Here is an 18789-nt window from a genome sequence, read left to right on the forward strand (position 1 = left end):
GCCACGAGGTACGCCACTCGTAGCGGCGTACCTCGTGGCGCCCTCGTCACACTGCCGCGGGCGAATGCTCGTGGGCCGGCGCAGGCGTGGCGAGGCGACCTGTGCGATGCAGACCGTGAACCGCGGCCGCGCAGCCCGCTCCGAGTGTCAGGAGCGCGATCCACGGCACGGCGGGCAGTCCTGCGTCCCGTGCCGCGTCCAGCGCCGCCCCGGTGCCCAGGTTCCCGAGGGTGATTCCGATCCCGCAGATCGTGTTGTACAGCCCGTAGTGGGTGGCGACGAGCTTGTCACCGCTGAGCCGGACGATCGTGTCCATCTCGAAGGGGTAGGCGATCATGGTTCCGACTGCCAGCAGCAGGGCGGAAGCCGTCGGAGGTACCGCAGCCAGCAGCCATCGGCCCAGCCCTCCTTCCGGAGGATGCACGGCGGTGGCCGCCAACAGGGGTACGAACGCCAGCCCCATGACCAGGAGACCTCGGACCAGCGCCTGGCCCGGTTCGTACCGTTGCTTGCACCACGCCGTGACCCGCGACTGCAGGAGGATCGTGCTGAGACCGGACACCCCGAACAACAGTGCGACCGCCGCAGTACCGCCGAGGCCGTCCCCGCCGAGACGACGAACCTCCAGGGGCAGCGCGAGGTAGACCTGGAACGTCAGCACGTACGAGCCGATCATGGCGGTCGAGAACAGCAGGAACGACCGGTTGGTCAGGATGCCGATCCATCGAGGTGCTGCGTCGCTGTCAGCACGGTGCGTGTCGTCGCCGTCCCGGCGACGTGTGGGCAGGGCACGCACCTGCACGACGGAGAGCACCGCGAAGATGCCGGCGGCGGTCAGGCAGGTGACGCGGAAGCTGACCCCGGTCAGCACCATGCCGACCAGTGGGCCGAGCAGGATTCCGGCCTGGTAGAAGACGTTGAACAGTGCGAATGCCTCCACCCTGCGCTCTCCGGCGTCCAGCGCCAGGTAGGCCCGGACGGCCGGGTTGAACAGCGCCCCCGCGAGTCCTGTCGCGGCGGACGCGGCGATGAGCGCAGGCACGGAATCCACGAGCCCCAGCGTCGCGAAACCGGCCGTGCGCAGAGTGCAGCCCGCCACGATCAACGGCTTGTACCCGAACCGGTCGGCGAGCATGCCCCCGACCAAGAACATGCCCTGCTGGCTGAAGTTCCGCACACCTAGTACCAGGCCCACCAGCCAGGCGGCGAGCCCCACCGTGCCCGCGAGGTGGGCGGCCAGGTACGGCATGAGCATGTAGAACCCGAGGTTGATGGTGAACTGGTTCACCATCAGGAGCTGAACGCTGCGCTCATAGGTGCGGAACTGTGCGAACGTGCCCGTCACCGGGAGCCCTTTCGGTCGTCGTCGCGCCGAGCGAGGGGGTCGACCACCTCGGTACAGCGGGTCCATCCCAGGACCTCCTTCTCCTCAGCCCGAGCCACGACTTCTGGCTCCTCCGGCGGCTGGATGTCGAGCAGGCCGTTCCGGCGGCAGTACTCGTCGTCGTACACGGTGCCCAGGTAGCGCTGTGGTCCGTCCGGGAAGATCGTCGCGATCCGGGTGTCCGCCGACTCCGTCCGGGCCAGCCACCCCGCGACGAGGGCGACCGCGCCGACACTCCAGCCACCGGTCGCGTAGTGCGAGGCAGCCAGCTGACGGCAGGCCCACACCGCTTCGTGCGGGGCGACCCAGTGGACCTCGGTGAAGCTCTCGTACGCGACGTTCCGCGGGTAGATGCTGGACCCGAGACCGCGCATCAGCCTGGGGCGTGCGGGCTGCCCGAAGATCGTGGATCCGATCGTGTCGACCCCCACGATCCGGATGTCAGGGTAGAGCTGCCGGAGAACCCGCCCCACCCCCGCGGAGTGGCCTCCCGTACCGACGCTGCAGACCAGGACGTCGATGTGGCCCATCTGGGAGGCAAGCTCCAGAGCCAGCGGTGTGTACGCGGCGACGTTGTCGGGGTTGTTGTACTGGTCCGGAGACCAGGAACCAGGATGTTCGCGTAGGAGTTCGGTGACGCGGTCCCGGCGCGCTTGCTGCCAGCCGCCGGTTTCGTGCGGCTCGGAGACCATGTCGACCTCTGCGCCGTACACGCTCAGCAGGCGGGTCATGGACGGCTCCAGGCCGGGGTCGGTCACGAGGGTGACAGGGTGACCGTGGACGGTCCCGGCCAGCGCGAGCCCCAGCCCGAGCGTTCCGCTGGTGGACTCGATGATCTGGCCGCCGGGGCGCAGGTCTCCCCGGGCACGGGCCCTCTCGACCATGTAGAGGCCCGGCCGGTCCTTGATACCTCCGGGGTTGAAGCCCTCTAGCTTTGCCCAGAACCCCCTGCCGGCCGGAGCCAGCGGCTCCGAAACCCGCAGCAGCGGTGTGTTCCCCACCAGGTTCGAGATCCCGGCGCCTATGGGCATGACGGGGTTGTTGGTCGCGGTGCTGTTCATGTGTGCATCACTTTCGTCGTCGCTCGATGAGTGCGTGGTGCGTCGTCATCTCGCGCGGCGGCCTGTGGGGCCGTACGCGGCAACCGGACGTTCGGTTGCGAGTGCGATTTCTAGATGCGCCACCTCGACGTGATGGCCAGAGCAGCCCTCCCTGACCGAACCGGCCGGGAAGGCCGGGAAAGGCGGCGTGCCGACGGCAGCCGGACAAGGGCGGCGATGCCTGCTGGCGCTGGCGACGAGGTGAAGGGGTGACCGGCATCGCTGGCGGACGCAGGTACGAGGGCTTCCGGTGAGCACCATTCACCACCGGTGTGCTGATGGGGCCCGTGAAGCGGTTCGCCGTCGCCAGCTGACGTCGCGGCCGCCGACGTGTCGCGAGCCGCCGGCGCCGGGTCGGCCTCGTAAGAGTGCCCTCCGACCGGCACGTGACCGACGCCGCACCACGAGACCACAACGACGAGCGCTGCGCAGAGCAACGCGAAGACATAGGTTGAGCGGTGCGGCCCGACAAAGCGTGGCCGGGCATGCCGGAGCACGTCCTCAGTAGACAGCAAGATCCCCCCGAGTGCTCACGATGAGCAAAGAGTCCGGCATGGCGTGACCGCTCCTCGGGTGCGGACACGCCATGCCGGTTGACCGTCAGGTCACATGGCGCCGCCCATGAGCTCTTCCATCTCCGCGATCTCGGCGGTCTGGGCGTCGATGATGGTCTGCGCGAGTTCCTTGGCCTCCGGGTTCTGGCCGTCGGCCAGTTCGGTCTCGGACATCTCCACGGCGCCCTCGTGGTGGGCGATCATCAGGTGCAGGAACTCCATGTCGAACTCCGCGCCCGAGAGCTCGCTCAGGGAAGCCATCGCTTCCTCCTGGCTCATGCCCTCCATGTCCATTCCGGAGTGGTCCATGCCCTCCATCTCCGTGCCCGCGGCGTCAGTCTCCTCGCCCCACGCCTCGAGCCAGCCGGTCATGGTGTCGATCTCCGGCTGCTGCGCGCCCGCGATCCGCCCGGCCAGTGCCTTGACCTCGGGGTCGGTCGCCTTCTCGGAGGCCAGGCCGGCCATCTCGACGGCGCCCTCGTGGTGGACGATCATCATCTGCGCGAACTCGGTGTCGGCCGCGTTGTGATCGGCGGACGCCTTCCCACCGTCGTCGCCACCCGAGCACGCGGCGAGACTCGCCCCGGCCAGGAGCGTGACGGCGGCGGTAACCAGGACTCGGCGACGTGACATCACTTGATCTTCCTCTCGATCGATTCCCCACGCTCGGCGGGGCGCGCCGCGACGGCCGCCGGACGCTCCACATCAGTCTGGAACGTCAACACCGTGCATGCTGTCGCTGCTCGATCAAGCTTCGATGAAGACCCCGGTGCGGCCGTCTGACCGTGCTGATCGCCGTCGCGACTGCGGACAATTGACGGGAGCCGGCGTCCTGAGTGCCCTGCGGCGCCGCCGTCGTCGACGACGTGGTCTTACTTGTCCGTCTTGTCGGCGCGTGTTTCTGGCGGGTTCCGGACCCGGCTGGGGCACGACGGCTCGGAGGCGGTCGACGTCCTGCGCCAACTCGATCCGGACGTGATCGTTCTCGATCTGGGCTCGCCCTCGGTGCCTAACCTCGGCAGGCGGTCTGACCAGTGACGTCCCGTGACTCGCGGTGCGGTGTCCGCCTGCCGGGCGTCCGGTCAGGTCGGCGGCCGCAACCGGTTGATCGTCGGCCAGGCCCGTGTGGCACCTGTCGGTGGGAGGTCCACGACGAACGTCGCGCCCCGGCCGGGGCCTTCACTGTGCGCGCTGATGGCACCCCCGTGCGCCATCACGAGGGCCCGGACGATGGCCAGACCGATACCCGAGCCCCCGTGGCCGCGGTCGCGGGCGGCATCGGCCCGGTAGAACCGCTCGAACAGGTGCGGCAGGTGCTCGGCCGCGATGCCCTCACCCGTGTCGACCACCATGAACCGCACGCCCGTCCCGTGGCGCTCGGCTGTCAACCGCACCTCGCCTCCCGCTGGTGTGTGCCGCAGAGCGTTGTCGAGCAGGTTCCCGAGTACCTGTCCCATCCGGTCCCGGTCCACCGCGATCGTGCCAAGCCGCTGCTGGACAGCGGTGGTCAGTCGCACCGATCGCGCCGAGAAGCCGGCACGGGCCGCGTGCGCCGCGAGTTCCACCAGCTCACCCGGGTGAACTGGCGTCAGATCGAGGACCGTCGTACCCGACTCCGCCCGGGCGACGGCCGAAAGATCCTCCACCAGGCGCGTCAGACGAGATGCCTGAGCACGCAGCACCTCGATCGTCTCCGGCCCCAACTGTTCCACGCCGTCGTCTATCGCGTCGAGGTAGGCCGATATCGTGGCCACCGGGGTGCGTAGCTCGTGCGTGACATCGGCCGTCAACTGCCGTCGCATCGACTCGTTCTCGCCCAGCCGCTCGGCCATCGCGTTGATCGCGGCGGCCAACTCGTCGAACTCGCTGCCGACCCGCGGAGACCGCACCCGCACCGAGAACCGCCCGGTGGCGACCTGACCGGCCACGCGGGCCATGTTCCGGAGCGATTTTCCCACCCGGCGGGACATCACAGCCCCGATGGCCAGTGACGTCGCGACGGACACGCCGAGCGCTACCGCGAGCGTGAGCGTTCCCGCCGACATGAACGCCTGGACCGCATGATCGGCCATGCTGCCCGGCTCATGCTCGGCACGTGTCATGTAGCTACGGAAAATGCCCGGGCCGACGACCCGTGCGACGAGCCAGGCGGCGGCGCCGCTCACCATGACCACCAGGGCCATTGCCGTCACCAGCCGCGCACCGAATCCGGAAAGCTGCATGGGCTCATGGGATCCCATGAATCGACCGCGCGTCACCAACCCGCGGGCGACGCTCACACCCGAGCGGCTAGGCTGCGTGGGTCATGTCGGTGATCGCCACGGTCCGCTCGATTCTCCTCGCCGCCCGGCGAGGAGCGCTCGGCGCGCTCCTGATCAGTTCCGTCGTCAGCGGCCTGTTGTCGATGCACGCGCTGTACGGGGCGTTCGCCATGCACTCACACGACGTCGTCGCCACGGCGTCGACCGCGGTGCAAGCCGAAGGCGAGACCGACAGTCTTGACCCGGCCTACAGCTCGGCGAACCATGAGCATCCCGATGCCTGTGAATGCTGCGAGACCGACACACCCTGCCTCACGCTGACGGCAGCTACGGTGCCGCTGCTCCCACCGGCCACGATCTCGATCCAGCCCCCTGGCGTCGGCCTTCCTCACCGGGCGTCGCTCGCATCCACGACAGTCTCAGCCAGGCGTCCGAGCCTGCACGCCCTCGGTATCAGCCGCACGTAGCCATGCGTCGACGGCGCCCCGGACGCCCAGCGGCATTCGGGGCACCACCACGCATGCTCACCGACGACGCGGAAGAACCCCGACGCATGAACTCTACCTTCATAGCCAGGCTCACTCGCGCCCTGCTGACAGTGGCGCTGATCGCCATCTGCACGGCGCCACCCGCCGCGGCGCACACCAAGCTCACGACGACGTCACCCGGCGACGGGTCGATGTCAGCCAGACCCGTCTCGGCCGTGATCCTCACGTTCAGTCTCCCCGTCACGCCGGTCGGCGACGCCGTGGAGATTCACGGCCCCGAGGGCGCCGTGGGCGCCGCAGTCGTCCGGGCGCAGGACGGCACCTCCGTGACGGCGAAGCCTGCGGCGCCGCTGACCGGTGGCCATTACACGGTCTCGTGGACGGTCGCCGCGCAGGACGGCCACACGATTGACGGGAATTTCGAGTTCACCGTCGAGGGACGAACGGACCGTGTCTCCGAGAAGCCCACCAAGGAACCTGCACAGGACCCGGAACAGGAGCAGGACAACTCGCCGTCGCCCCACGCCGGCCACGACATGTCCTCGATGGAGCCGGACCACGAACCACCGCCCATCATCGACGCGAGCGGCCGGTTCGGCAGCGCGGTCATGATGTGGGGATGGCTCGTGGCCGCAGGCGGCCTGGCCTTCGCCGGGCTCGTGCTGCGCGGACGTGACGGCAACGACGAGACGGCGGTCCTGCGAACAGTCCGGTGGTCCGGGGCGCTCGTGCTTGTCGGTACGGCGCTACGAGTCGCCGCGCAGTCCGCCACCCTCACTCACGGAGACCTCGTCGCTGCAGCATCCCCCGACGCCATAGGTGACGCGCTCACAGGGGCCGCCGGATGGGTCGCCGGGCTCCAGGCGGTCGGCGCAATCACCGTCCTGGCCGGGACCGGCCGCACGATCCGGGGATCCGCAGCCGCCCTCGCGGGCGTCGTCGTAGCCGGAGCCGGGTTCGTCCTGGATGGTCACAGCAACATGATGGAGCCCCGCTGGCTGGTCCTGACCGCCGACATCATCCACCTGGCCGCCGCAGCAACCTGGGTCGGTGGCTTGGTCGCGCTCACCGTCGTGCTGCACCGGCACCTGCAGGATGATCGCCGCGCCGACACCGTTCTCGTGGCGGCGCGGTTCTCCGTCGTCGCCGCGGCATCGCTCGCTGCGGTCGCCGTCGCGGGGATCGCGCTGGCTCTCACCATCCTCGAACGTCCTGATCAGCTCTGGACGACCGACTGGGGCCTGGCCCTGCTCGGCAAGACCGCCGTTGTCGTCGCCGTCGGGCTCATCGGCGCCTACAACCACTTCCACACCATCCCGCATCTCACCTCCACAGCCAGTCGTCGCCACGGACGATCCTCACCAGGACCACTCCGCCGAAGTGCGGCACCCGAGATCGCGCTCATGATCGCCGTCGTCCTCCTCACCGGCTGGCTCGTCGGCGCGTCGACGAACGCATAGAGCGTTCTCGCCGGAGTTCCCGCGGGGCCCGGCCCAGATGACAGGAATGTCGCGTCCGTCCACCGATCGAGAGGCCCGACCATGTCCCTGCCGAAGCCGACACTCGCTCTCACCTCGCTGCATCTCGCACTCCTGGTCCTGGCTGGATGCACGAGCGGCGACGCCGCGCCCTCCGGCACCAAGCAGGCGCCGAGGATGGAGCACATTCACGGGATCGACGTCGACCCCGCGGACGGGGATGTGTACGTCGGCACTCACCATGGCTTGTTTCGCGTGGACGACGACGGACCGGAACTCGTGGGCGGGCACGGCCAGGACTTCATGGGATTCACCGTCGCTGGACCAGGACACTTCCTGGCCAGCGGTCATCCGGGCGAGGGGCAGGGCGGGCCGGGCTCGGTCGGGCTGATCGAGAGCACCGACGCCGGCGAGACCTGGAGCGAGGTGTCGCTCGGCGGCGGGGCGGACTTCCACGCCCTGGAGTACCGGCACGACCGGGTGTACGGGCTGAACTCGATGACGGGACAACTGTTGGTCAGCGAGGACCAGGAGAACTGGGAGGAACTCACCCGCACCTTGATGGCGGACTTCGCCGTCGACCCCGGATCGCCCGATGCCCTGATCGCCACCACGCAGGGCGGCCTGGCCCGCAGCACCGACAGCGGCCGGACCTTCGAGGTCCTGTCGGACGCGCCTCTGCTGGTCCTGGTGAGCTGGGCCGATGACGGCACCGTGGTGGGCGTCACCCCCGAGGGCGCTGTTTACCTGGCCGAGGACCCGGCCGGCGAATGGACCGAACGCGGCCGGCTACCCGGACACCCCGAGGCCCTGACCGCGATCTCCGCCTCGGAGATCTACGCCGCCGCGGTCGGCAAGGTCATGCGGTCCAAGGATGAAGGCACCACCTTCTCCGAACTGGGGTAGCGACTTCCGTGAGAATAGCCTCCCGAACGACCAGGAAGATCCGCTCCGCCCGCAGGGGTCATGGATTTCGAGCCTCGTTGCGCGCTGGGGCCGGTCCGGAGCGGCACGCAGCAGGCACGCCGCCCCTAAGTTAGTTAGAAACCCCGAAATTCCAACGATTCGGCGCACCGAACCCACATGATCAACCTCCCATCACTTTGGAACGGCCCGGTCGGGCCGAACCGCCTGGCGAGGGGCTCGGATCCGCTGGATGTTCCAGTCATTTCGCGAGCGTGGAACGCCGGGTGAGCGACGGGTTCTCGGCCGTTCCCGGATGTTCGACGACGACAGCCTGCCGGATGTCTCGTGACGACGCACCGCACTCCAGCCAGTGTGTTCCGGGATCCACGGTCCAGCGCGCGGTCGCCTCGTCCCAGCCCTGCCCACAGCACCGCGCTGGCATGCTCGCGCCATGGCAGAATCTGCACCACGCCGTTGCCGGGGGTCAGTTCCAGCCGGTCGTTCACAGGACCTCCTTCCGTGCCTTGGTCCAGCTCGTAAACCGCGCTCACGAGGCCGGAGTGGTTCGCCCGGACATCGACCACAGCAACCTCTACCTGCTCCAGCACGCCACGCGCGGACTTCTGCGCGGCACGCAAGCGCACGGCGCCCCTCGCCTGGCGGCAACTCGGCGAGTACATGTTCCACGCCTTCCGGGAGGCCGGACCCGATCGGCTCACCCCGCCGTCGAGGATCTGGACCAGGACCCTCGCCGGTGATCCGTCGCGCCGCACCGGGCCAGGCCACCCGCTTGGGTCAGAGGCCCAGATTGCGGTTCGAGTCGTGACACGGTTCCTGACACGATTGCCACCCCTGACACGCGGTCTGACACGGTTGCAACGACCACGGACGCCCACGGTTGCCCACCGATACCCGCCCGTGGGACGCTGGACCCGAACGAGGCGAGAACGGCGGAATCCAGCCGTTCTCGCGGCATGAACAGGGCGCACAAGCGCCCGGCGAGAACAGCCTTCCGAGCGAGCGCGAAGACCCGCTCCACCAGCAGGGGGTTAGGGGTTCGAGTCCCCTTGGCTCCACCTGGTGAAGGCCGCTGACCCGCAGGTCAGCGGCCTTTCATGTACCGCACGGCGGACCGTGGGACCCGGCCCGGGCCGCCGTCGGACATGTAGCTGCAGCCGCTCCGCCCGCCGGGTCGTGAGGACGGCCTCCAGCACCCGGTCGGACAGCAGGGTGGCGAGACGGCCGCGAACGGTTCGCCACTCCGAGCTACGACGAAGGGACCTGCGGCGAGCGTTTTGCCGCAGGTCCCTTCGCGTCGAAATTGCTCAGCGGATCACGTAGAGGTGGCTCGTTGCCGTCATGCCGGAGGCCGCCACCAGGCGGACCCGGCCCGTGAGTTCCCTTGAACTCTCCAGGGTGATGTTCCGCATGCCCCAGGTGGCCCGGTGCGAGTTGACCGTGCCCAGCCGTGTGTCGCCGACGTAGACATGGACCGAGCCCATTGTGGGCCCCGTGACCATGTTCAGGCGGACGGCGTTGACGTGGAAGGACCTCTCGGTCTGGGTCGGGCCCGAGCTGTGGTAGCCGGTGACCATGAGCGCGTCTCCGTAGCTGACGGGCAGCCCGAGGTCACGTGCATACGTGGCGAGTCCCCAGTCCATGCCGAACCGCCAGTCCGCGGGCGCGTTGGAGCACTTCCATCGAGACCAGTCGCTCACGTTGCCGGCGCGGTCCTTGATCCGGACGCGGGCACACTCCTGGTCCACAGGATTCAGCACGAACTTGGTCGAGGTGCTGGTCAGCCAGTCGCTCCTCGACGGCGTGCCCAGGTCGGCGCCTTCCCGTGTCCCCCTCACCTCCCGCTGGTAGCGGTAGACACTCTTGTCGTCGGTCCCGGAGTAGCGGAACGTCGGGTACCACTGGACGAGGCCAGACTTCCAGTCCGGCCAGGTGCCCATCCACCGCTTCACCGAGGCGCTGGATACCTTGGGCTTGATCCCGTCCACGTAGGTGCACCGGGTCTTGGACCAGTCGGACACGTTTCCGGCCTTGTCACTGGCCTTCACCTGGAAGCACACGGTCCTGGACCTGTACCAGGACCTGGTGAACGAGGTCGCGGTCCCCACGTTCTCGTAGGTCCACTCGCCCGTGGACTGCCCGCGTGGCGTCGCCCGGCGGCGGATCGTGTAGTTCCCGATCCTGCCGTTGTCGCTTCCGTACCACCGGAAGGTCACATCAGTCGTCGTGCCTGTCACCTTGGTCGAGCTGGGCAAGCTGCGAGAGGTAACCGACGGGGCCGTGCCGTCGATCTGCACGCATTGCTCGGGGGTCCAGGCACTGAGGTTTCCGGCCTTGTCGGTGGCACGGGTCTGCCAGCAGGTGCGGGAGCCGGCAGAAGCGGTAGCGTCTCGGCTCGAGCCGACGACGATCGGCGAGCTCCAGGCTCCGAAATTCTCCGCTCCGCGCGGACGGCTCCGGTGCCGGGCCTCGATGCGGGCCACACCAGAGGCCATGAATTCATCGCCCGGCTGGTCATCGTCGAAGGCTTTGAAGCGCACCGTGTACGTCCGGGTGGCAGACCATGTCGCAAGGTCCAGGACTGGCCACGGCGCGGCCGAGTCCGGCGGCGAGTCGAGGACCTCTGATGTGACCGGTGTGAGATCGACGGAGTGCAACTCGCCGTTGGAGGCGAACACTGCGGCGTTTCCGTCTGTGTCAAAGGTCGCCAGCGACGCCGGGGCTCCTGGGACTTTCGCGACCACATTCGTCCATGGATTGAACACGAGCGGCCGAGCCGGGTCACCAGGGCTACTAGTCGAGACACCGATGAGCATGCCGTCGCTGAGCGACCACGTAAAGCTGCCGAAATCCTTGTCGACCGACTTCGAGTAGTAGACACCAGCGCTGTCGTGGATGGAGTACAAGCCCTCCCAGCACATCACGAGTGCGAATCGGCCGTCGTAGCCAGCGGACTTCCCTGGCGCTGCCGGATCCCACTCGGGGTCGCCGCAGCCTGTACGCGTGGTCATGCGGACCGCGCCTGTCGGAACGCTGATGTAGCGCAGGTTGTAGCCGTCGACCGCAGTGATCAGCGAGCCCGAGAGTCGGTGCCCGGTGTAGTTGGTCGCTGCTGATCCGAGCGGAACACTTGCGACCACGGTTCCCGAGATTGCGTCCTGGATCGTGACAGACGTGCCTGCTCTGAAGCTCACACGAGTGCCGCTGGGGTCCAGCTGGTAGGAACTTGGGATGGCGCGGTAGGCGCCGTCGGAGGCGCGCAGAACCACGTGGGCGCCATTCGTCATCGTTCCGCGGACGGTGCCCCCTTCGGCGTCCTGCAGCGCTTCCATGCCGTCGATCTGGTGCCATGCGGCTTCTGCGGTACTGCGGTCGAGGGTCCACACCTGGGACGGCAGCCCATCGACGGCAACCTCCAGCGCGATGAGCTTCCCGGTCAGCTCGACTCGGGTAATGGCCCCATCAGGGAGCGCTTCCGCGGTGGCGAAAACTTCGGAGGGCAGGCTCGTCCGGATGTAGGCCGAGGCAGCAGGCGCACCTGCGACGACAAGGGTGGTGCCGGCAAGCGCCGTGATCGCGAGCCCGGCGGTCCATCGCAGGGCTCGGCGGCGCGTGCGCGCCAAGAAGATCTGGGGCATCGAGGGGGTTGCCTTTCGGTTCCGTCTCAGCGCCGGCGGAGGTACGTCCGGGACCAGCGCGAGGAATTCAGACGGAACACTATCCGCTGAACTGGCGGTTCAGCGCGGATCGACCGGGTGAAACAAGCTGTTCAGCGTGTGTTTTCGGGTCGACGCCGCTGCCTTGCGCCCGACATGGATCAAAGCTGGCAACTCCTTGATATTGCCTGGGATGTCGACTACCGATTCCCCACCCAGGACTGGTAGTTCTTGTTGCCGCCCGACAAGTTGTAGACCTTCTCGAAACCCAGGTTGCGCAGGACGTTCTGCCCCGCGTTGCCGGTCACGCCCTTGTTGCAGTACGTCACCGTGAAGGCGGCCGGGTCCAGCTCACCGGCCCGCGCCCGCAGTTCCGCCAGGGGGATGTGCACCGACCCGTCGACGAACCCCTTCGCGCGATCCTTGGCCGACCGGACGTCCACGACCTGCACCTTCTCGCCATCGCCCCGGAGCCGCTCCAGTTCCGCGGGCGTGATCAGCCGTGCGCGCCCGCGGATCGCGTTGTCGAGCGCCATGCCCGTGTAGTGCACCGGGTCCTTGGTCGTGGCGTAGGTGGGGGAATACGCCAGGTCCAGGTGGAACAGGTCGGCGACGTCGGCCCTGTAGGTGATCGCGGTGGCGAGCACGTCGATCCGCTTGTCGGCGCCGGAGGCGCCGATCGCCTGCGCACCCAGCAGCCTGCCCGACGCGCGGTCGGCCACGGCCTTGATCAGCAGCGCCTTCCCGCCGAGGTACTCCGGCCGGTCGGGCTTGATGTTGTGCAGCACCTCGACGTCGTACCCCGCCGCGCGCGCCAGGTCCTCCGTCAGCCCGGTCCGGGCCACGGCCAGGTCGAAGACCCGCACGATCGACGTGCCGAGAATCCCGCGGTGCTCCAGCGTGCCACCCGTGATCGCGTCCCCGGTGATGCGGCCGGTCTTGTTCGCCGTGGAGCCCAGCGGCACCCAGGCGGGCTCGCCCGTGACGAGGTCGAACGACTCCGCCACGTCCCCCACCGCCCACACGTGCTCGACGCTGGTTCGTCCCTGCCGGTCGACGGCGATCGCTCCCGTCGGCCCGATCGTCGCACCGGCCTGCTGCGCGAGCTCCAGGTTGGGTCGCACGCCCACCGAGACGATCACGAGGTCGGCCGGCAGGGTCTCGCCGTCGTCGGGTGAACCGACGCGCACGCCGGTCACGGCGTCGTCGTCCCCCTCGATCGCGCCGACGCGCGCCGCGAGGCGCAGGCCGACGCCGTGCCGGCGCAGTTCGGCGTCGACGCGCGCGGACATGTCCGCGTCCATGCGCGGCATGGCGTGCTCGAGCGCCTCGACGACGGTCACCTCGATGCCGCGCCGGGTGAGCTGCTCGGTCATCTCCAGCCCGATGTATCCGGCGCCGACGACGACGGCGCGCCGCACCTCGCGGGCCTCCAGCCACTCGCGGATCCCGCGGGCGTCGGACGGGTTGCGCACGGTGAACACTCCCGGCAGGTCCACGCCGGGCAGCGGCGGGACCACGCTGCGGACACCGGTGGCCAGGATCAGCTCGTCGTAGGTGTCCTCGGACGTGGACCCGGTCGCCAGGTCGCGGACGGTGACCGTGCGGGCCGCGGCGTCCACCGCCGTGACCTCGTGCCCGGTGCGGACGTCGACGTCGTAGCGGGCCTTGAACCAGGCGGCGTCACGCGGCGTGAGCTGGTCGATCGTCTCGACCTCACCGCCCACGAAGTACGGCAGGCCGCAGCCGGAGTAGGAGATGTCGTGATCGCGCTCGTAGACGGTGATCCGGGCGGTCTCGGTGTTGCGGCGAGCCTTCGCGGCGGCGGAGGTGCCGGCCGCGACCGACCCGACGACGACGATCTTGAATGGCGACGAGGTGCTCATCGGGTTCCTCTGCTCTGCGGGCTCGGTGAGGGACGGGGCGTTCGAGCGCACTGCATCGAATCTCTTCTATTTTGACAGTCATCGATATGGCTCGCAAGTCACCTGGCGGGCGCCCTGTCCGACGACGACGAACCGGGTGCCGGACACGAAACGGCCCTCGCGGGCCCCGGATATCCGGGGCCCGCGAGGGCCGTCCCACGCCCTGCTCGAGGGCCTGGGGATGTGTCGCCCGTCGTCAGGCCGGCTTGTCGGTCGGCTTCTCCGGGTCGGCGAGGTCGTCGTACGCGTAGGCGTCGTCGTCCTCCGGGGCGGACGGGCGGAGCGGTTCCGCCGTCGTCGGCTCCGCGGACTGCGGCGTGGCCCCGACCGGGGTCTTCTCCGAGGAAACCGCGCTCGGCTCCGACGGGAACGTGCCGTTCGGCGACAGCGTGTCGTCGACGGCGGTCGCGCCGGCCACCTGACTCGTCGTGCCCGCCGCCGCGTTCCCGGCCGACGGCGAGGTCCACGGTGCCGCCTCGGTCACCTTCTGCGCACCCACGCGGGCGGCCTCGGTGGCCTTCCCGGCGGCGGTGCGGGCCGCCTCGGTCGCCTTGCCCGCCGCGACCGACGCCTTCTGGCCGACGGTGCCCGCGACCTCACGGCCCTTGGACACCGCGGCGCCGGCCCTCTCGCTCACGCTGCTCGCCGCCGCGCTCATCTTGTGCCGGGCGTCCGTCGTGGTGCCGCCCGAGTAGTCGGCCGACGACGCCTGCTCCCACGGCTCCGCCCACGGGTCGCTCTGCGGCTGCGCCCGCTTCCAGAACACGTAGCCCGCGGCGACGGCTCCGACCCCGACGGCGGCCCAGACCCAGCGCTTCCCGGCCGAGCCCGACCTGGCCTCCCTGGCCGCCTGCTTCGCGGCCGCGGCCGCTGCCTTGGAGGCGTGCTTCTCGGCGAGCTCGGCCGCCTTGCGCGCGGCGCGCGCGGCCTTGCCCTTCAGGGGCGGCGCGGCCGCCTCCGCTGCCGCGCGCTGTGCGTCCGCCGCGTGCGCGGCGGCGGCGTTGGCCGCAGCGACGGCCCGCGGGAGCAGGTCGTCGACGAGCTTGTGGTGGGCGGTGTCGATGAGCGGCGCGGCCTTCGCGGCAGCCTGCTGGACCCGGGGCGCGGCGGCCTGAAGGCCGTCACGCCAGGCCTTCTCCGCGCGGGGCCCCGCCCAGTGGCGGAACTCCTCGACCCGCGGCTGCGCCCAGTCCTTGGCATGGAGCGCTTGTTCCTTGGCCTGCCCGGCGAGCGTGCCCGCCTGCTGGGCGGCCCTCGCGCCACGCTCGCTCAGCAACGCGGCGGCGGCGGCCGCCTGCTGCTTCAGCTTCTCCTTGTCGACCTGGTCGACGGTGATCTTGTGTCCCATGGAATGGAACCCCCCGGGTGTCGGCCGATGAGACAATCTGGCATGCACCACCCACTCTGCCATTGCCTGCTCGGTGTGGCGAGGCCGAGCGCTCGCGCGACGTGGAAAGATTGGGTACATGTTCGCAACCCTGCACACGACCGCCGGCGACATCCGTCTTGAGCTCTTCCCGAACCACGCTCCCAAGACGGTCGGCAACTTCGTCGAACTCGCACGTGGTGAGAAGACCTGGACGGACCCGCGCACGGGCGAGGAGCGCAAGGAGCCGTTCTACGACGGGCTGATCTTCCACCGGGTCATCGACGACTTCATGATCCAGGGCGGCTGCCCCCTCGGTACGGGCACGGGCGGCCCCGGGTACACGTTCGACGACGAGATCCACCCCGAGATGTTCGAGTTCAACGAGAAGTACCTGCTCGCGATGGCCAACGCCGGCAAGCGCCGCAACCCCGTCACCGGCGAGCCGGAAGGCACCAACGGCTCGCAGTTCTTCATCAGCACCGCCGAGACGCCCTGGCTGAACGGCAAGCACACCATCTTCGGCAAGGTGGCCGACGACGCGTCGCGTGCCGTGGTCGACGCCATCGGCAAGACGCCGACCCGTCCCGGTGACCGGCCGGTCGACGACATCACGATCACGCGCGTGACCATCGAGGACTGACCGGAGGGCCGGGTCATCACCGACGACGAGGCAAGCGCATCCCCCCACGCACAGGCCGGTCCGCCGGTCTGTCCCCGGCACACCGACCGGGTGTCCTACGTCAGGTGCCAGCGCTGCGGGCGTCCGGCGTGCCCGGAATGCCAGCGGCCCGCCGCCGTCGGCATCCAGTGTGTGGACTGCGTGAAGAAAGCCGCGAGGACGGCGCCGCGCCAGACGACGGTGATGGGCGGCACGGTCACCACCGGGCGGCCCGTCATCACCTTCGGGATCATCGGCGTGTGCGTGGTGAGCTGGTTGCTCCAGCTGATCCCCGGGCTCGGGTGGACCGGGCTTCTCGCCTTCCAGCCGTACGCCGGTGCCTTCGAACCGTGGCGATTCGTCACGGCCGCGATCGTCCACGCGGCACCCAGCCCGCTGCACCTGCTGTTCAACATGTACGCGCTGTGGATGATGGGCCAGTTCCTCGAGCCGCTCCTCGGGCGCGCGCGCTTCGCGGGGCTCTGCCTCGCGGCGGCGGTCGGCGGTTCGGTGGCGGTGCTGCTGCTCGCGGGCTCGCCGGCCGACCCCCAAAGCGGCTGGGGCACACCCGTCGTGGGCGCATCAGGCATGGTCTTCGGCCTGTTCGGCGCGGCGATCCCCGTGCTGAAGCGGATGGGTCGCAACGCGATGCAGATGTGGGTGCTGATCGGGATCAACGCGGTGATCGGCTTCGTGGTCCCGAGCGTGTCGTGGCAGGGGCACCTCGGGGGCCTCGTCACAGGGCTCGCGGTCGGCGCTGCGTTCGCCTTTGCCCCCAGGCGCGCCCAGGCGCTCGTGGGCGTGGCGGCACCGGTGGGCGCGCTGGCTCTCCTCGTGATCGCCGCCACCGTGAGGTACCTGGGTGTCGGCCTCTGGTGACCGCGTCCTTCGGGTGCCCGCGATCGGCCGGCGTCGTCGTCCCTGCTCCAGAAACCGCACCACAACGCCGACCTCGGGACTTTTCCACAGCTTTACCCACAGCTGTGGAAAGTCTGCCGGGGCGGCCCGAAGGGCCTCGCGGCGCGTCAGCGCCAGCGGGTCGTGAGGCCGAACCCGGCGATGATCAGGCCGAACCCGATGGCGAGGTTCCAGTTCCCGATCTGCGGGATCGGCAGGCCCAGATCCGCGCTCGTCAGGTAGAACGTGACGATCCAGGCGAGCCCGAGGACCATGAGCCCGACCATGACCGGTGCGAGCCAGCGGGGGTTCCCCTCCGGCTTCGCCGCCACCGGTGTGTCGCCGGCGGGCTTGGCGACGGCCTTCTTCTTGCGCGATTTCGACTCGGGCACGCTCGTGGGCTCCTGTCCGGGCGGGTACCGGACCGCCCGCGCCAGCGCGGGAAGTCCGGACGTTGTCAGTCTCGTGGACTAGCGTAGTGGCCGAGTCAGGCAAACGGTGACGCGGACATGGAGGTTTCCGTGATCGAAATGGCCCGGGCCCGGGCGATCACGGGCGCGCGGGTGCGGTCCTGGGTGACCGTCGGGGGTGTGCTCGCGGCCGCGGGCCTGTTGTTCGTGGCCAGCGGGCTGCATGCCGCGCAGTCCGGATCGCGGCAGCCGCAGGACATCGCCCAGGTGGTCCAGGCCGAGTCCGAGCGCGTCTCCGAGCTGACCGACGCCGCCGCCCTGCTCGACCAGGAGATCACCCGCCTCACCGCGGACGAGAGCGGGCACGTGCCGCGGGTCGCCCCGCCGGTCGCGGCCCGCGAGGGCATCGCCGCGGGCTCCCGGGCGGTGAGCGGCCCGGGCCTGACGGTCACGCTGGACGACGCACCGCCGTCGGCCCTCGACACCGCCCCCGGCGATCCGCAGCCGAACGACCTGGTGGTCCACCAGCAGGACCTGCAGAACGTCATCAACGCCCTGTGGGCGGGCGGGGCCGAGGCGATGACGCTGCAGGGCGAGCGCGTGACGTCCACCTCCGCTTTCCGCTGCTCCGGCAACATCCTGCTGCTGCACGGCAAGGTCTTCTCGCCGCCGTACGAGGTCACCGTGATCGGCGATCAGGAGGCACTGGCCCAGGCGCTGGAGGAGGATGAGGGCGTCAGGAACTACCGGGCGTTCGTCGACTGGGTGCATCTGGGGTGGGGCGTCGAGAGGCACGACAAGGTCGACGTTCCCGCATCGCAGTCGACCGGCGAGCTCCGCTACGCCCGGGTACCGGAAGGAACGGACGTCTTCGCGTGAACCGCACACCGACATCGGCAGAGCTCTTCCCCGCTCCGGTCCGGCGGGACGTCCCCCGGCGCCGGCACGCCCCCGACCCGCGCAGGCGCCGCGGCGGTGACGCCGTCGCGACCGTGGTCGGGGTGTTCGGTGAGCTCCTGGTCACCTGCGGTGTGCTGCTCGGGCTGTTCGTCGTGTGGCAGCTGTGGTGGACCGACGTCGAGGGCAACCGGGCGCAGCAGCAGATCGTCGCGGACATGGGCTGGGAGGAGCCCGAGAAGGACGGCCCGCGCGTCGCGACGGAGCACCGCGACAAGCCGCCGGGCGTCGCGGCGCCCGCCATGGGCGAGACGTTCGCGCAGATGTTCGTGCCGCGCTGGGGCGACGACTACGTCAAGCCGATCGCGGAGGGCACGGACAAGGCCACGGTGCTCGACACGATCGGCATCGGCCACTACGAGAAGACGGCCCTGCCGGGCGAGCTCGGCAACTTCGCCACCGCCGCCCACCGCACCACGTACGGCAAGCCGTTCAACCAGATCCACGAGCTCAAGGACGGCGACGCGATCGTGGTGCGTACCGAGAAGAACTGGTACGTCTACAAGATCGTCGAGTCCAAGATCGTGCTGCCGTCGAACATCGAGGTCATCTCCCCGATACCGGGCCTGATGCCCGGCGAGCCGCTGCCGGAGCTCAAGGACCGCTACGTCACCCTGACCTCGTGCCACCCGATGTTCTCCGCCGCCGAGCGGTACATCGTGCACGGCAAGCTGGACTACTGGGCCCCGGTCAGCGAGGGCACGCCGAAGGAGATGCTGGACTCGTGA

General features: G+C 69.5%; 15 protein-coding genes. 7 read left to right on the top strand and 8 right to left on the bottom strand.

Annotated features, from left to right (window positions below; genetic code table 11):
* Nucleotides 1–46: 46 nt before the first annotated feature.
* The 4 genes from ABD208_RS11325 to ABD208_RS11340 all read right to left on the bottom strand — a co-directional run bounded on the left by ABD208_RS11325 (nucleotide 47) and on the right by ABD208_RS11340 (nucleotide 5260).
* Entirely contained in the window at nucleotides 47–1345 is a 1299-nt protein-coding gene (locus ABD208_RS11325; RefSeq protein WP_344102720.1) for an MFS transporter, read from the bottom strand.
* Nucleotides 1342–2445, bottom strand: a complete 1104-nt coding sequence (locus tag ABD208_RS11330) for a PLP-dependent cysteine synthase family protein (RefSeq protein ID WP_344102723.1) — start codon at nucleotides 2443–2445, stop codon at nucleotides 1342–1344. Before ABD208_RS11330 ends, ABD208_RS11325 begins: the two co-directional genes overlap by 4 nt.
* 644 nt (nucleotides 2446–3089) lie before the next feature.
* Nucleotides 3090–3671 (bottom strand): DUF305 domain-containing protein, encoded by a 582-nt coding sequence (locus tag ABD208_RS11335; RefSeq protein ID WP_344102725.1) that lies wholly within the window; start codon nucleotides 3669–3671, stop codon nucleotides 3090–3092.
* A gap of 449 nt (nucleotides 3672–4120) precedes the next feature.
* On the bottom strand, nucleotides 4121–5260 hold the full coding sequence (locus ABD208_RS11340; protein WP_344102727.1) for a sensor histidine kinase: 1140 nt from the start codon (nucleotides 5258–5260) through the stop codon (nucleotides 4121–4123).
* 83 nt (nucleotides 5261–5343) lie between these two features.
* Between ABD208_RS11340 and ABD208_RS11345 the strand changes: the two genes are divergently transcribed.
* The 3 genes from ABD208_RS11345 to ABD208_RS11355 all read left to right on the top strand — a co-directional run bounded on the left by ABD208_RS11345 (nucleotide 5344) and on the right by ABD208_RS11355 (nucleotide 8171).
* Nucleotides 5344–5766, top strand: a complete 423-nt coding sequence (locus ABD208_RS11345) for a hypothetical protein (RefSeq protein WP_344102730.1) — start codon at nucleotides 5344–5346, stop codon at nucleotides 5764–5766.
* 86 nt (nucleotides 5767–5852) lie between these two features.
* Nucleotides 5853–7247, top strand: coding sequence for a copper resistance CopC/CopD family protein (locus ABD208_RS11350; RefSeq protein WP_344102732.1), 1395 nt, complete (start codon nucleotides 5853–5855; stop codon nucleotides 7245–7247).
* A gap of 81 nt (nucleotides 7248–7328) precedes the next feature.
* Nucleotides 7329–8171, top strand: coding sequence for a F510_1955 family glycosylhydrolase (locus ABD208_RS11355; RefSeq protein ID WP_344102734.1), 843 nt, complete (start codon nucleotides 7329–7331; stop codon nucleotides 8169–8171).
* Nucleotides 8172–9496: 1325 nt separating this feature from the next.
* Here the strand turns inward: ABD208_RS11355 and ABD208_RS11360 are convergent.
* The 3 genes from ABD208_RS11360 to ABD208_RS11370 form a co-directional block, all read right to left on the bottom strand.
* Nucleotides 9497–11827, bottom strand: a complete 2331-nt coding sequence (locus tag ABD208_RS11360) for a fibronectin type III domain-containing protein (RefSeq protein WP_344102736.1) — start codon at nucleotides 11825–11827, stop codon at nucleotides 9497–9499.
* 218 nt (nucleotides 11828–12045) lie between these two features.
* Entirely contained in the window at nucleotides 12046–13731 is a 1686-nt protein-coding gene (locus ABD208_RS11365) for an FAD-dependent oxidoreductase (protein WP_344102738.1), read from the bottom strand.
* Nucleotides 13732–13966: 235 nt separating this feature from the next.
* Nucleotides 13967–15118, bottom strand: a complete 1152-nt coding sequence (locus ABD208_RS11370; RefSeq protein ID WP_344102742.1) for a hypothetical protein — start codon at nucleotides 15116–15118, stop codon at nucleotides 13967–13969.
* A gap of 118 nt (nucleotides 15119–15236) precedes the next feature.
* Here ABD208_RS11370 and ABD208_RS11375 point away from each other — a divergent pair, with 118 nt between their 5' ends.
* Nucleotides 15237–15779, top strand: a complete 543-nt coding sequence (locus ABD208_RS11375) for a peptidylprolyl isomerase (protein WP_344102744.1) — start codon at nucleotides 15237–15239, stop codon at nucleotides 15777–15779.
* Between the two features lie 222 nt (nucleotides 15780–16001).
* A complete protein-coding gene (locus ABD208_RS11380; RefSeq protein WP_344102746.1) occupies nucleotides 16002–16676 on the top strand; it encodes a rhomboid family intramembrane serine protease in 675 nt (224 codons plus the stop codon).
* A gap of 146 nt (nucleotides 16677–16822) precedes the next feature.
* On the opposite strand, the gene ABD208_RS11385 is transcribed toward ABD208_RS11380, so the two are convergent.
* Entirely contained in the window at nucleotides 16823–17086 is a 264-nt protein-coding gene (locus ABD208_RS11385) for a cell division protein CrgA (RefSeq protein ID WP_344102748.1), read from the bottom strand.
* A gap of 138 nt (nucleotides 17087–17224) precedes the next feature.
* Between ABD208_RS11385 and ABD208_RS11390 the strand changes: the two genes are divergently transcribed.
* Both ABD208_RS11390 and ABD208_RS11395 read left to right on the top strand, forming a co-directional pair.
* Nucleotides 17225–17983 carry a DUF881 domain-containing protein gene (locus tag ABD208_RS11390; RefSeq protein WP_344103242.1) on the top strand — a complete coding sequence of 253 codons (759 nt, stop codon included), beginning with the start codon at nucleotides 17225–17227 and terminating at the stop codon, nucleotides 17981–17983.
* Nucleotides 17980–18789: a class E sortase gene (locus tag ABD208_RS11395; protein WP_344102750.1), complete on the top strand. Its 810-nt coding sequence runs from the start codon at nucleotides 17980–17982 to the stop codon at nucleotides 18787–18789. The genes ABD208_RS11390 and ABD208_RS11395 overlap by 4 nt, the downstream gene beginning before the upstream one ends.

The organism is Myceligenerans crystallogenes, from assembly GCF_039529775.1.
Taxonomy (GTDB): Bacteria; Actinomycetota; Actinomycetes; order Actinomycetales; family Cellulomonadaceae; genus Myceligenerans; species Myceligenerans crystallogenes.